The sequence below is a fragment of the Pectobacterium aroidearum genome (genome assembly GCF_015689195.1).
GTDB lineage: Bacteria > Pseudomonadota > Gammaproteobacteria > Enterobacterales > Enterobacteriaceae > Pectobacterium > Pectobacterium aroidearum.
This window is the reverse complement of the sequence record NZ_CP065044.1, coordinates 2,034,245-2,049,013: the sequence shown is the minus strand read 5'-3', so window position 1 is coordinate 2,049,013 and position 14,769 is coordinate 2,034,245. Positions and strand designations below refer to the sequence as shown.

Annotated in this window: 12 protein-coding genes; 8 read left to right on the top strand and 4 right to left on the bottom strand. The window is 51.3% G+C overall.

Going from position 1 to position 14,769, the window contains the following annotated elements:
• Positions 1-88: 88 nt before the first annotated feature.
• The 3 genes from I2D83_RS09230 to sanA all read left to right on the top strand — a co-directional run bounded on the left by I2D83_RS09230 (position 89) and on the right by sanA (position 4,579).
• Positions 89-1,921 carry an ABC transporter ATP-binding protein gene (locus I2D83_RS09230; protein WP_205947977.1) on the top strand — a complete coding sequence of 611 codons (1,833 nt, stop codon included), beginning with the start codon at positions 89-91 and terminating at the stop codon, positions 1,919-1,921.
• A 368-nt stretch (positions 1,922-2,289) separates the two neighbouring features.
• Complete coding sequence (rimO, locus tag I2D83_RS09225; RefSeq protein ID WP_015839932.1) at positions 2,290-3,618, top strand: 30S ribosomal protein S12 methylthiotransferase RimO; 1,329 nt, start codon at positions 2,290-2,292, stop codon at positions 3,616-3,618.
• A gap of 181 nt (positions 3,619-3,799) precedes the next feature.
• The gene (sanA, locus tag I2D83_RS09220; protein WP_015839931.1) at positions 3,800-4,579 is read left to right on the top strand and encodes an outer membrane permeability protein SanA; all 780 of its coding nucleotides are present in this window, start codon (positions 3,800-3,802) and stop codon (positions 4,577-4,579) included.
• A gap of 9 nt (positions 4,580-4,588) precedes the next feature.
• Here the strand turns inward: sanA and yeiB are convergent, their stop codons facing one another.
• The 3 genes from yeiB to I2D83_RS09205 form a co-directional block, all read right to left on the bottom strand.
• A complete protein-coding gene (gene yeiB / locus I2D83_RS09215) occupies positions 4,589-5,776 on the bottom strand; it encodes a DUF418 domain-containing protein YeiB (RefSeq protein ID WP_241007295.1) in 1,188 nt (395 codons plus the stop codon).
• A gap of 137 nt (positions 5,777-5,913) precedes the next feature.
• A complete protein-coding gene (gene folE / locus I2D83_RS09210; protein ID WP_005967317.1) occupies positions 5,914-6,576 on the bottom strand; it encodes a GTP cyclohydrolase I FolE in 663 nt (220 codons plus the stop codon).
• 326 nt (positions 6,577-6,902) lie between these two features.
• Positions 6,903-8,585 carry a methyl-accepting chemotaxis protein gene (locus tag I2D83_RS09205; RefSeq protein ID WP_194430031.1) on the bottom strand — a complete coding sequence of 561 codons (1,683 nt, stop codon included), beginning with the start codon at positions 8,583-8,585 and terminating at the stop codon, positions 6,903-6,905.
• A gap of 691 nt (positions 8,586-9,276) precedes the next feature.
• On the opposite strand from I2D83_RS09205, the gene ptrR reads away from it, so the two are divergent.
• The 5 genes from ptrR (at position 9,277) to I2D83_RS09180 (ending at position 13,576) form a co-directional block, all read left to right on the top strand.
• The gene (gene ptrR / locus I2D83_RS09200) at positions 9,277-10,167 is read left to right on the top strand and encodes a putrescine utilization regulator PtrR (protein WP_181828331.1); all 891 of its coding nucleotides are present in this window, start codon (positions 9,277-9,279) and stop codon (positions 10,165-10,167) included.
• 113 nt (positions 10,168-10,280) lie between these two features.
• Positions 10,281-11,402 carry an S-(hydroxymethyl)glutathione dehydrogenase/class III alcohol dehydrogenase gene (locus I2D83_RS09195; protein WP_015839927.1) on the top strand — a complete coding sequence of 374 codons (1,122 nt, stop codon included), beginning with the start codon at positions 10,281-10,283 and terminating at the stop codon, positions 11,400-11,402.
• 41 nt (positions 11,403-11,443) lie between these two features.
• Positions 11,444-12,289 (top strand): S-formylglutathione hydrolase, encoded by an 846-nt coding sequence (gene fghA / locus I2D83_RS09190; RefSeq protein ID WP_277395611.1) that lies wholly within the window; start codon positions 11,444-11,446, stop codon positions 12,287-12,289.
• Positions 12,290-12,479: 190 nt separating this feature from the next.
• Complete coding sequence (locus tag I2D83_RS09185; protein ID WP_181846568.1) at positions 12,480-13,124, top strand: glutathione S-transferase; 645 nt, start codon at positions 12,480-12,482, stop codon at positions 13,122-13,124.
• A gap of 239 nt (positions 13,125-13,363) precedes the next feature.
• On the top strand, positions 13,364-13,576 hold the full coding sequence (locus tag I2D83_RS09180; protein ID WP_015839924.1) for a KTSC domain-containing protein: 213 nt from the start codon (positions 13,364-13,366) through the stop codon (positions 13,574-13,576).
• 65 nt (positions 13,577-13,641) lie between these two features.
• On the opposite strand, the gene I2D83_RS09175 is transcribed toward I2D83_RS09180, so the two are convergent.
• Positions 13,642-14,730, bottom strand: a complete 1,089-nt coding sequence (locus tag I2D83_RS09175; protein ID WP_205947976.1) for an oxidoreductase — start codon at positions 14,728-14,730, stop codon at positions 13,642-13,644.
• Between the last annotated feature and the right edge of the window lie 39 nt (positions 14,731-14,769).

Here is a 14,769-nt window from a genome sequence, read left to right as displayed (position 1 = left end):
GGTTATCGCTAAATGCGGCTGAGTATGTTCTGGATGGAATAGTAGAACAGGCCGCTTTCTTCAGGGAAGAATATACAAGGGGTTAGATATGCTTTATCGTCGATTTGAGCAACTGATTACTATATTTCGCGATGTACCAGCAGATATACCACCAAATAGATTACGACCATTTTATTTTCACTATCTATATCAGGTATGGCCAAGCTTCACTGCGCTGTTAGTCGTAGGGGGGATTACTGCGCTCATTGACGTGGTTATACTCAGTTATTTAGGCCGTATCATCGATCTCATCCGCATTACCCCCAGTAACCGCTTCTTCAGTGAACATGGTAATGAACTTCTCTGGATGGCAGCCCTTACGCTCATCATTCAGCCCTTCTTCCTTGGATTACGAAATTTACTAACTAATCAATCAATTAACCCTTGCATGACAAGCATGATTCGGTGGCAGCACTACAATACCGTACTCAAGCAGAGCCTGAATTTCTTTCAAAGTGATTTTGCCGGACGTATCACACACCGCATTATGCAAACAGGGAATGCCTTACGTGACTCTATTGTTCAGGCTGTATCGGCCATTTGGCATGTGCTGATTTATGTATTAAGTACGCTGTTCGTGCTTTCAGAAATGGACTGGCGTTTAATGGTAATACTTATTATCTGGGTGGTGCTATACATCAGCTGTCTGCGCTATTTCGTGCCACGGGTGAAAGCACGATCCATTGAATCAACAGAGGCTAACTCAAAACTCATTGGTCGTATCGTTGATGGCTATACCAACATTTTCACTTTGAAGTTGTTTTCTCATACCATGCTTGAAGCACGCTACGTTAGGGACGCTATAACAGAACATACGCATAAAATGCAGATGGCCAACCGTATACTCACCAGTATGGACCTGACAATCATCATGCTGAACAGTCTGCTGATCGTCGGTAGTATCGGTTTTGCGCTATGGCTCTGGACGCACTCGTTACTAAGCGCTGGCGCAATCGCAATAGTGACAAGTTTGGTAATTCGTATCACCAATATGTCAGGGTGGATCATGTGGGTGGTGAATAGCATCTTCGAAAGTCTTGGCATCGTACAAGAAGGCATGAAGACGATTTCTCAGCCGATCAGTATTACCGATAAATTAAATGCACCAGCCTTGAAGGTACAACATGGCACCATCACTTTTGAGCAGGTTAGTTTTTGTTACAACACCTCACATCACATCATTGAAGGATTAAATTTTTGCATCAGGCCTGGGGAAAAAATCGGTCTCGTCGGGCCTTCTGGAGCAGGAAAGTCAACGTTGGTCGGATTGCTTCTTCGCCTTTATGACCTGCAAAGTGGAAGTATCCTCATCGATAACCAGAATATTGCCGACGTGACACAAGAAAGTTTGCGGGAGCAAATCGGGATGATTACACAAGATACCTCGCTGCTGCACCGCTCGATACGCGATAACCTGCTGTACGGTAAATACAACGCCACTGATAAAGAGTTGATGCAAGCGCTGAGGAATGCACAAGCAGATGAATTCATCATGCAAATCGCCGATTCTCAAGGCCGTTCAGGACTAGATGCACATGTAGGAGAACGAGGTATCAAATTATCGGGAGGCCAGCGTCAACGTATTGCCATCGCACGCGTTTTACTGAAAGACGCCCCTATTTTGATTATGGATGAGGCAACGTCAGCACTGGACTCGGAAGCCGAGGCCGCTATTCAGGATAATCTGGATATTTTAATGAAGGGAAAAACCGTTATCGCTATCGCCCACCGACTATCGACCATTGCCAAAATGGATCGTCTGGTGGTAATGCAACAGGGAAGAATTGTCGAAGTAGGAAACCATAGAGATTTATTGGCACAAGAGGGGGTATATGCCCGTTTGTGGCGGCATCAAACGGATGGGTTCGTCGGGATAAGCTAGATCTGGCGTAAAGCACAACCGGAAGGCATGGCCACTAACAGACATCGCTTCTACCATCCACACTTCCGACTACTAATCTTAATGATTCGCTACAATTTGGCCGGAAAACGGAGAAAGTGAGTCCTACCTTTCATGCTTATCACTTAAAACCATTTTTAAGATAAATAGGGGACAGGTTCTCAGGAACACCTCTCCCCGTAGTTTCGCTGAGCCTATCAATGCTTAAACGTGCGGTATTAGCCCCTACGTCCCGTGGATAAAAATACCCATTGTTATCACTTTCTCCCTCATCTTCTTATAGGCATTTGATGTTGACATCGGTACAATCGCTGCCCTAACGAACATAACTTTGACTATTTTTTATCCTTATGAGCAATATCGCCCCCCCACAACCACGTATCGGCTTTGTTTCCCTCGGCTGCCCGAAAAACCTCGTCGACTCCGAGAGGATTCTGACCGAACTGCGTACTGAAGGTTATCAGGTCGTCCCCCGCTATGACGACGCTGAACTGGTGATCGTCAATACCTGTGGTTTTATTGACAGCGCCGTACAAGAGTCGCTGGAAGCCATCGGCGAAGCGCTGAATGAGAACGGTAAAGTTATCGTAACAGGCTGTCTGGGTGCCAAAGAAAATCAAATACGCGAAGTGCATCCAAAAGTTCTGGAAATTACCGGTCCGCACAGCTACGAGCAGGTGCTGTCGCACGTGCATCAATATGTTCCTAAACCGACGCACAACCCGTTTACCAGTTTAGTCCCTGAGCAGGGCGTAAAACTCACGCCGCGCCATTACGCGTATCTGAAAATTTCAGAAGGCTGTGACCACCGCTGCACATTCTGCATCATCCCATCTATGCGTGGCGATTTAGATAGCCGCCCAATCGGTTCGGTGCTGGATGAAGCGAAGCGTCTGGTTGATGCCGGCGTAAAAGAGCTGCTGGTGATTTCTCAGGACACCTCGGCGTACGGCGCAGATGTGAAGCAGCGTACCGGTTTTTGGAACGGGCAGCCGGTCAAAACCAGTATGGTCAGCCTGTGTGAGCAACTGGCGTCGCTGGGCGTGTGGGTGCGCCTGCATTATGTCTACCCTTACCCACACGTGGACGATGTGATCCCATTAATGGCGGAAGGCAAAATCCTGCCTTATCTGGATATCCCACTCCAGCACGCCAGCCCGAAAATTCTCAAGCTGATGAAGCGCCCTGGCGCAGTCGAAAGAACGCTGGAACGTATTAAACGCTGGCGCGAAATCTGCCCGGACTTAACACTGCGTTCTACCTTTATTGTCGGTTTCCCCGGTGAGACGGAAGAAGATTTCCAGATGCTGCTCGACTTCCTGAAAGAAGCCAAACTCGACCGCGTGGGCTGCTTTAAATTCAGCCCGGTCGAAGGTGCTGCGGCAAATGCATTGCCGGATCAGGTGCCGGAAGAGGTCAAAGAAGAACGTTTCCACCGTTTCATGCAGCTTCAACAGGCGATCTCCGCCCAGCGTTTGCAGGATAAAATTGGCCGTGAAGTGCTGGTACTGATTGATGAAATCGACGAAGAAGGCGCGATTGGCCGCAGCATGGCCGATGCACCTGAGATCGACGGCGCAGTTTACCTGAACGGTGAAACTGGCGTGAAAGTCGGTGATATCGTTAAGGTCAAAGTTGAACACGCTGACGAATACGATCTGTGGGGTAGCCGAGTATAACCTCCCCATCACGCCAGCTTTTCTGCCCGAAAGGCTGGCGTGTTATTTTCTCGCCCTCTCATCCTAACGCTGAAAATTCAATCAATAAACCGTCCGTTCCTCGCCTTCATCTTGCGTCACTCTGTCAGGTAAAGTAGCCTTGAGGCATGATTAGTCGACTAGCCTTACCCGAGGCATAAGCATGTGGAAACGCCTGACATTCGGTTTGTTAGCCCTCATTGGCGTGCTGCTGCTCTCTGCTTTTGCCCTCGATCGTTGGATCAGCTGGAAAACCGCGCCATTTATTTACGATGAACTTCAGGCCTTGCCGAAGCGTCAGGTTGGCGTCGTGCTGGGGACAGCGAAATACTACCGTACCGGCGTGATCAATCAGTATTACCTGTTCCGTATGCAAGGGACGATTAACGCCTACAACAGCGGAAAAGTCAGCTATCTGCTCCTCAGCGGTGATAACGCGCTGCAAAGTTACAATGAGCCGATGACAATGCGTCGCGATTTGATCGCCGCAGGCGTTCCGCCTTCGGATATCGTGCTGGACTATGCGGGGTTCCGCACGCTGGATTCTATCGTCAGAACACGTAAGGTGTTTGATACCAACGATTTCACCATTATCACCCAGCGTTTCCACTGCGAACGCGCGCTATTCATCGCGCTGCACCTCGGCATTCAGGCGCAATGCTATGCAGTGCCTTCGCCCAAAAATATGATGACCGTACGGGTTCGTGAATTTGGCGCTCGTCTGGGTGCGCTGTTCGACCTGTATATCCTCAAACGCGAACCGCGCTTTTTAGGGCCACAGGTGCCAATTCCCGCAGAACATACCATCCCAGAGGATGCCCCGGATTATCCTGCCGTCCTGCCGGAGCAGGTGCTCCCCTCACCCGTTCATCAGGGTAAACCTGAGCAACCGGCGAAAGCCGAGCCCGAATCCAAACCACAGAACGAGCACGCCGCACCGTAGCCTCTCTCTCTACACCGTTTTCCCTATCGCATTGGTGAGTTTACGCCATAGCCATTCAAGCGGCCCCTGACGGAAATAGCGCAACCAATAGTGGGAAAAGAGCAGATTGGCGATCCAGATAGCAGGAACCAGTGCCAGCAATTGCAGGCGGCTGAAAGCCATAAACAGGCCAAGCTGGTTAAACAGCAGCACGCAAATCAGCGTTTGCAGCAAATAGTTAGTTAGCGCCATACGCCCGACATCCGTAATCCAGTACGTGATGCGCCATTGACATAACGAGCCCCAAAAACCGTAGCACAGCGCCAGATAGCCGATCGCCTGCAAGGGTGAACTCAGCTCGCGCGGAATTTGCAATAACAGCCCGCTCCAGCGATATTCCCAGTCCACCAGCCACTGTCCCACCACGCCAACGCTGTTAATCGCCAGCCCCATAGGGATCAGCCACAGTGCAACCTTGCGATAATGTGCCGTACTGAATTCACCTTTTAGCCAGCCGCTGCGCATCAATCCGGCCCCTAATAGCATCGATCCCGCCAGCAGCCAGCCGTACTGTACGCCTAGCGACAGCAGGCTTTCCGTAAGCAGATCGACGCGGTTGCTCCACGCTTCCGGTCCACCTAACGCCCGCCAGTACGCCTCATAGGTAACATCCGCCATACCCGGCAGCCAGAATCGCCCCGGTTGCAGGCTTAGAATCTGACTCAGTACAAACAGCACGCCGATGCCCACCAGATAAAGAACCGCCCCCGTACGCATTAGCAACTGGCTGCTTTCCGCATGGCGAATCATGCCGTAACACACTAGCCCAATCAGCGCATAGTCGAGCAAAATGTCGCCATCCCATAGGAAGATGGCATGAATTAGCCCGATGATCATCAACCAGAACAGACGCGCATGTATCCAGCGCTTCCCCCTCGACAGCAGTAGCTGTAGCCCCGCGCCAAAAAGAAGAGAAAACAGCGTCAGGAATTTCGCCTGCGCCAGCAGATCCATCGCCGCCCACGTCAAGGCATCGGACAGCGTCGGTTCTCCTTGCCAGGCTGGGTTGAGGTAGGCCGCATGCGGAAAACCAAACGCCGTAATATTCAGCAGTAAAATGCCCAGAATGGCGACGCCGCGCGCAAAATCCAGCGTAGCTATCCGTGAAGGTGGCCGCGAAAGTGGCAAATGAGGTGACGGTACAGTGTGAGAAGGCATACAAATTACATTTTCAAATCATCGAAGTAGCGATTGTATGCACAGAAAGGGAAAAAGCGAAGGTACTTGCTGATTTGACAATGACCGATGTGGCGATGACGAGGGTATTTCCTTCATCATCGCCGATAAGAGCAGGCTTAATTATGGTGGCGCACGGCGCGCAAGAATTCCTGACGCGTGTTCTGGCTAGATTTAAACAACCCGCCGAGCGATGTCGTGGTCGTGGCGCTGGTTGCATCGCGAATACCGCGGGCTTTCACGCAGTAATGCACCGCATCAATCGAAACCGCGACGTTATTCGTGCCCAAGAGCGTTTGTAGCGCGACGAGGATCTGCTGCGTCAAGCGCTCCTGCACCTGAGGGCGCTGAGAGAAAAACTGGACGATTCGGTTGAGCTTCGACAAGCCGATGACGCCATCTTTCGGAATATACGCCACCGTTGCTTTCCCATCGATCGTCACGAAATGGTGTTCGCAGGTGCTGGTCAGTGTGATATCACGCACGGTGACCATTTCATCAACCTTCATTTTGTTTTCAATGATGGTGATTTTGGGGAAATTGGCGTAGTCCAAACCGGAGAATATTTCATCAACGTACATTTTGGCGATACGCGTCGGTGTTTCAGCCAGACTGTCATCGCTCAGGTCAAGGCTCAGCAAATTCATAATTTCCGTCATATGCTCGGCAATACGTTGCTTACGCGTATCTCGATCTAACAACGCTCCGCGCAGCGGCGTTTCCAGACCGCGTGCCAGCAGCGCTTCGTGCACCATAACGGCTTCTTTACTTAGTGATGACATTATTATTCTCCTGCAGGTGTAACTATGCCTATCGCACTATCACGGCCTTGATTAGACCCTAGCGCCGTCAACACTCTAGTTGAGAGAGTCACGATTATCCAGCGATTGTATGTCATGATTGTTGAAATAGATTCAAGTTATCAAGCCCAGCGGATGTGCCAGTGTGCAGTAATGAGGCGCGAATTTTATGCACAGAAAAACCACGCTTCAGTCACCAATGTTCCGTGGTAAATGAAAAAACACCGGGAGGTTATCCCGGTGTTTTAGTGGAAAATCACTCGATTTTTGCGGTCGTCAGCCGTCTGACGCCGCGTGTCGTGGGATGATCAGAAGGTTTCCCAGTTGTCGTTAGCATTACCTTTTTTACCGCCAGCAGCCGCTAATAGCATCGGCTTCTCTACCGCTGGCGCTCTCTCCGCCAGACGCTGCTGAGGACGACGATGCGCCTCTGCGGCCGACAGCTGGAATACCGATACAGCCTCAGTTAACTGACGGGCCTGATCTTCCAGCGAGGCAGCCGCAGCAGCAGACTCCTGCACCAGCGCGGCGTTCTGCTGTGTCACGCCATCCATCTCGGTCACCGCCTGACCAATCTGCGTAATACCGCGGCTCTGCTCATCCGATGCCGATGCGATTTCTCCCATCAGATCGTTTACGCGGGTAATGGCGGAAATGATGGAATCCATCGCTTCGCCAGTTTGTGTCACCTGATTTGACCCCGTGTTGATACGTTCAACCGACTCTGTAATCAAGCTTTCAATTTCCTTCGCCGCCTGAGCACTGCGCTGCGCCAGATTACGAACTTCGCCCGCAACCACCGCAAAGCCACGCCCCTGTTCACCGGCTCTGGCAGCTTCTACCGCTGCGTTCAACGCCAGAATGTTGGTCTGGAAGGCAATACCGTTAATCACGCTGGTGATGTCAGCAATTTTCTTCGAGCTGGTCGTAATGCTTGCCATCGTCGCCATCACATCTGCCGTGACGTCGCCTCCTTTCTTCGCCGCAACGGAAGCGTCCTGCGCCAACTTAGTGGCTTGATGAACGTTATCGGCATTCTGTTTCACCGTCGCGCTCAACTCTTCCATACTGGCGGCAGTTTGTTCCAGTGCCGCAGCCTGCTGTTCGGTGCGCGCGGACAAATCGTTATTGCCGCTTTTGATTTCGCTGGAGCCCTGATGAATCGATGCCGAGCTGTCGCGGATAATAGAGACGGTATTAACCAGACTGCCTTGCATCTCTTTCAGATAAGGAATCAGCTGTCCGGCACAGTTACGACCAAACTCGTCTATCGGGTGGTTTAGTTGCCCGGCAGCCAGCACCTGGAAATACCCTTTGATCATATTCAACGGCTTGACCAGATAGTTAACCAGATAGCGATCCGTCAGCAGCAGGATGAGCAATCCAAGAACTGCCGCACCGAGCAGGATGTGATTACTCCAGCCAACCAGACCGTAGACCTCATTCATTGACGCTTCCGACGATGAAAGAATCGCGGTCTGATATTTTTCCATATTCGCGCCAAACGCCACGCTCAACGGCGGGTAGGTTTTACGGAAAAGCTGACGAAATTCCTCCTGTCGATTCTCACGTGCGGCGTTCAGCATCGGCGTCAGTCCGTTATCCAGTAACTGAGTCCACGCAGCGATCATATTATCCGCGGTTTCCTTGCTGACACCGGCGTGCTCAACGGCTTTAAACGCAGCCAGTTGATCCGACGTGTTTTTAAATGCGGTAGTTGCGGACGTAAATATTTTTTCTGCTTCCGCCGTTTCGCCCGTTTGCTGGAAATCCATTGAGCGTAAAAGACGAGTAACCGTACGAAAATACTGGTCATTGCCTTTTACCAGCTTCTCTACGTTTTTACGCTGAGTTTCGCCGGATTCCAATAGTTTGGTCATGCTACTCAACGAGGTGGTAGTAAAGAAAGATGCTCCCCCCCATACAGCCAGAAACAGACCCAATATTGTTAAAAGCATTGCCCTGATGGTGATATTTTTTAAAAAATTCACAGAAGACTCCTATAAATTATCTTGGCGACTTTCCTCTGCGCTTTCTGCAACATGGCTGCACATTTTTAATTGGAAATACGCCTGGTGTTACGTCATTTAATGAAGAGCAGAGGCTCTCATTAGTTAGAGTTATTTTCCTTTAATGACCAAAAGATACACTTCCTTACAATAACGATAAGATATTCCTACCATACATTAACATTATCGGCACTTTGCGTGGGCACTTTACGCCTTCTCATCAACAAATGCGATCAAAATGAAGAAATGCGATAGTTTTTGGCTATTGCTTCGTTGCAACAATTTATCTACACATTTAACTGTTTATTTTAATTATCTATTTATTTTCTCTCCTCCGCGATTACATCACGGTAAAATACAGTTTTATTTTTCTGTGATTATTCTTATTTTCCATTCACGCCTCTGCTTTAGAAAATATACCCATATAAGTTGTAAAGTTGATTGTGGTGCTATTAATTCAGGCCGCGATCATTTTATCTCTTTCTATGTCCAAATATTAATCCTGATGATAATTACGCCCGTCATTTTCACATTCGTGCGAGGTCTGCATACCGCTGGTTTACGTTACGTTCGTATCAGTGTGGCGTAAGACAGTTGCGAAATGCGCAGCTTGCCGCTACACTTCACAAAAAATGAATAATCAAACGCCAGTTCATTACAAAAAGAGAAAGATATGGATTTGACCCAGCTCCGCATGTTCTGCCTCGTTGCCGAAACAGGTTCAGTCGCACGCGCCGCGGAACAGCTTCATCGGGTGCCCTCAAATCTGACCACGCGGTTACGCCAGTTGGAACAGGAATTGGGTACCGATCTGTTCATCCGCGAGAAACAGCGTCTGCGCCTGTCCCCTATCGGGCACAATTTCTTATGCTATGCGCAGCGCATTCTGGCGCTTAGCGAAGAAGCGATCAGCATGACGCGCACGGGTGAACCCGCAGGTAATTTCGCGTTAGGCTCGATGGAAAGCACTGCGGCAACCCGTTTGCCCACGCTATTAGCGGCTTACCATCAGCGTTACCCCAACGTCTCGCTGTCTCTGAATACCGGCACATCCGGGGAAATCATTGAGCGTGTGCGCGCGGGAACGCTGGCCGCTGCGTTAGTCGATGGCCCTGTCGTCTACGATGAGCTGAATGGCTGCGCATGTTTTACGGAACGTCTCGTGCTGATATCCGACACGACGCACGCGCCGATTACTCATGCGCGAGATGCGAGCAACGATACGCTGTTTGCTTTCCGCCCCAGCTGTTCCTATCGAAAGCGCCTTGAGAGCTGGTTCCGACAGGATGGTGTAGTGCCCGGTACTATCATGGAGATCCACTCATACCATGCCATGCTTGCCTGTGTAGCCAGTGGTGCCGGACTTGCCATGCTCCCGTATGCCATCCTGGAATCGCTGCCCGCTGGCGCGCGCGTTCAGGTACATGAATTACCGCCCGATATCGCCGATGCGTCCACGTGGCTCGTCTGGCGACGTGACGCCTTCGGCCCTAATGTCGAGGCGCTGAAAAAGCTCATTATTGAACAGAGCAGCATGATTGAACCACCCGCTCAGCAGGAATAATCCCTTATCTTCCCTGAGCGACCATTTTCAAGACAGGACGATACGGTGATGAATGCCACGTCCTATCATTCAACTTACAACCCATAACGGAATGCCATTAGGAGTCCTCCACCATGCAAATGATTAAAACCCGTGCCGCCATCGCCTGGGGTCCCAACCAACCCTTGTCGGTTGAAGAAGTGGATCTGATGCCACCACAGAAAGGTGAAGTCCTGGTACGCATCGTCGCAACCGGCGTGTGTCACACGGATGCCTATACCCTGTCCGGCAAAGATCCTGAAGGCGTATTCCCGGCGATTCTTGGCCATGAAGGCGGCGGGATTGTTGAAGCCATTGGGGAAGGCGTAACCAGCGTCGCTGTCGGCGATCACGTGATCCCGCTTTACACACCAGAATGTGGCGAGTGTAAATTCTGTCGCTCAGGCAAAACCAACCTGTGTCAGGCTATTCGCTCCACGCAGGGCAAAGGCCTGATGCCAGACGGCACTACCCGCTTCTCCAAAAACGGCCAGCCGATTTTCCATTACATGGGCACCTCCACCTTCGCAGAACACACCGTCGTGCCTGAGATTTCGCTGGCGAAAGTCAATAAAGAAGCGCCACTGGAAGAAGTCTGCCTGCTGGGCTGCGGTGTGACCACCGGCATGGGTGCCGTGCTGAATACGGCAAAAGTTAAAGCGGGCGATACGGTTGCGATTTTCGGTCTCGGCGGCATTGGCCTGTCGGCGATTATCGGTGCGCAAATGGCCGGTGCCGGACGCATCATCGGTGTCGATCTCAATACCAGTAAATTCGAACTGGCACGTAAACTCGGTGCTACCGACCTCATCAACCCGAAAGATTACGATAAGCCGATTCAGGACGTCATCGTTGAGCTGACCGATGGCGGCGTAGACTTCTCCTTCGAATGTATCGGTAACGTTAATGTCATGCGTTCCGCGCTAGAGTGCTGTCATAAAGGCTGGGGTGAATCCATCATCATCGGCGTGGCTGGTGCAGGTGAAGAAATCGCTACCCGTCCGTTCCAACTGGTGACTGGTCGCGTATGGCGCGGTTCTGCGTTCGGCGGCGTAAAAGGCCGTAGCGAACTGCCAGGTATTGTCGATCGCTACCTGAAAGGCGAATTCCCGCTGAATGACTTCATCACCCACACCATGGGGCTTGACGAGATCAATACAGCATTCGATTTAATGCACGAAGGCAAATCGATTCGCACTGTGATTCATTTCGGTTAATTGCACCACCGTCAGGAACAGAAAAAGGAGGCTGTACAGCGATGACCTCATCACTGGAACTGCTGGAAGAACACCGTATGTTTGGCGGCTGGCAACAGCGTTACCGCCATGTGTCAGACACGCTGAACACCACGATGACGTTCAGCATTTATCTGCCGCCGACGCAGGATGACACGCCGCCGCCCGTGCTTTACTGGCTGTCCGGGTTAACCTGCAACGACGAAAACTTTACGACGAAAGCAGGCGCGCAGCGCGTTGCCTCCGAGCTGGGTCTGGTGCTGGTGATGCCTGACACCAGCCCGCGTGGTGACGGCGTAGCAGATGATACCGGATACGATCTGGGTCAAGGCGCGGGATTCTACGTGAATGCCACGCAGGCGCCTTGGTCGGCACACTACCGGATGTATGACTATATCAGCAGCGAACTGCCAGCGTTGATCCAGCAGCATTTTAACGTGAACCGTCGTCAGTCTATCAGTGGGCATTCGATGGGCGGACACGGCGCGCTAATGCTGGCGCTACGCAACCCAGAGCAATTCCTGTCTGCATCCGCGTTTGCGCCGATCGTTAACCCAAGTCAGGTTCCCTGGGGACGCAAGGCGCTTACCGCCTATCTCGGCGAGGATGAAACGCAGTGGTTGCAGTATGATAGCTGCCATTTGCTGGCAAATAGCCAGAAGAAGCTACCAATGTTGGTCGATCAGGGAGACTGCGATCAGTTCCTCCCCGACCAGTTGCAACCGGCGAAACTGGAAGCGCTGGCAAGCCAGTATGACTGGCCGCTGACGTTGCGGACACAGTCCGGCTATGACCACAGCTATTTCTTCATCGCCAGTTTTATCGAAGATCATCTGCGCTTCCACGCGCACTATCTGTTTGAAGAATAACTGCTCGCTGTTTGAAGAATAGCAGCTCGAATAATGGTGCTATGCTTACCTCGTTGAGCGCCGCGCTCAGGAATCTCCTGAGCGCGTTTTCTCTCCCTGCAATAACCCAATCGCCGTAATCCCTGAACAACGCGAGCGCACCTGCCGCGTGCGGCCTTAACGGATCAAAAAAGAAAAAAAGGAAATCTTGATGATACACGTTCATCACCTCGAAAAATCCCGTTCAACCCGCGTGACCTGGCTGTTAGAAGAGCTGGGCGTTGATTATGAAATCATTCGCTACGCGCGTGACCCAAAAACATTTAGTGCTCCCGCATCGCTCAAACAAATTCATCCGTTAGGTAAATCACCGGTGATTACCGATGGCGAACTCACGATTGCCGAATCCGGAGCCATTGTGGAATACCTGATTGAGACTTACGGCAATGGCAGACTCCGTCCACAGAACGGACAAGCGCTACTGGACTATCGCTTCTGGCTGCATTTCGCTGAAGGTTCACTCATGCCGCTGCTGGTAATGCGCTTGGTATTGGCAAAAACAGAATCCGCGCCGATGCCGTTTTTCATCCGCCCCATCGCACGCAAAATTGTGCAGAGCATCGAGAAGGCCTTTATTGTGCCGAGACTGACGACGCAACTTCAGTTCATCGAACAGCATTTGAGCACACAAGACTGGTTTGCAGGAGAGTCGCTCAGCGGTGCCGATATACAAATGGCAGTCCCATTGGTGTTAGCGAAAACGCGTCTGGATTTCAACCGCTATCCGCATATCCAGCAATACATTGAGCGGATAGAGAGCCAGCCAGCGTTTCAACGCGCTCTCGCTCAGGATTAACGAGGCAATAGACCCTCTCCTGATCGGGGATGAATAACAAATCGATAGGGAAGCGACAGAGCAAGAATTCTGTGAGCGTTTACTGATTATTCATGATCTAATAACGATATGCTGCTGTTTACCCGCGATATATTTCGAGCTGTAACTCTATTTTTCAGGTTATAACACAATATGGTTAGAAGGCTCGAAAGGTGGTATACCGTCAGGATGCGGCATTGATACGTTGGGAGTGATTAATTTTGCAGAGAAAACGAGTTTCATCAACAGAGTTGTTTTCAGTCGGATACGATGCAGAAAAAAGTCAGTTAGAAGTCGAAATGCTGAATGGGAGCATTTACCTCTATAGCGGCGTCGCACGCATGATTTATGAAGAGCTGATGGCAAGCAAGACGAAGTACCGTTACTACGCCAGCTACATCAAAAATTCATTCCCCTACGAGAAAACACAGTAGCTTTTAAAGATAAAGAATAGTCGTTAAGGGCGGAGAGAGTTCTCTCTCCGCTTCTTCGCATCCGTTTATTCTTCAGTAGATTCAACGGTAGTAAAAGCTGCCATCAACACGCCTTCATTAAGCGCCAACGGCAGATAATGAATGGATTCTCCCGCCTGCAAAGTTCGAGCAATAACAGCCTGAAGCGCCGCGCGATCGTGAATATCCACATCCAGTGCAGCCAGTGAGGTTGGTAAACCAAACGCCTTAAACGCCGCTTTCAGTTGGCGCAGCGTTTCACTATCCCCTAGCAAGGCGCTCTGTACCAGAATGCCATAAGCAACTTTAGTGCCGTGCAGGAAGCGTTCCGTTTGCGGCAACACCGTCAAACCGTTATGAACCGCATGCGCGGCCGCCACACGGGTGTAACGCTCCCCCAACCCGCCAACCATGCCGCCTCCGGCAATGATCGCATCCACCACATCCAGGAAATCCTGCGTCAGTTCGCCACGCTTGACGGCTTCCAGCGCCGCTGCACTTTGTTGTAGCAACACATTGCGGATATCCAATGCGGCCTGTAAACCCAGTCGAACAGAAAGCGGCAGCGTTTCTGGCTGAGGGCTAAGCACCACGGCTTCATACCACTTCGCCAACGTATCGCCGACGCCAGCCAATAGGTATTCCACGGGTGCCGCCAGCAGAATTCGCGGTTCCACCAAAACCAGATGGTTAGCGTCAGTGAAAATTTCGAAGCGCAGCGCCTGTCCGGCATCGTTATACCAGACGGACAGCGGCGTCCAGGCCGCACAGGTCGCTGCAATGGTTGGAATCGCCACCAGCGGCACGCCAATATGACGCGCGGCGACCTTCGCGGTATCCAGCACCGCCCCACCGCCGACGCCAATGACAACCTGACAGTCATCACCCGCCTGCGCCACTAGTTTTGCAACTTCACCTTCACTGCAATGCGCACCAAACTGAACGCGTCGGGCTGACGGCGCGTCGAACTCGGCGGGCAAATATGGTCGCGCCGCCGCAATCGCCCGCTCACCGTAGATCCACAACGCGTTTTTCAGCACGTCTGGCGGATAAAACTCCAGCAGCTTATCGATAGCGCCAGAGAACGAAAAATAGTTGGCGGGACCAACCTGTACGCGGACTGTCGTTGTGTGCATGTTTGAATCTTCCTCGCCGACCACTCTCGTGAGCACGGC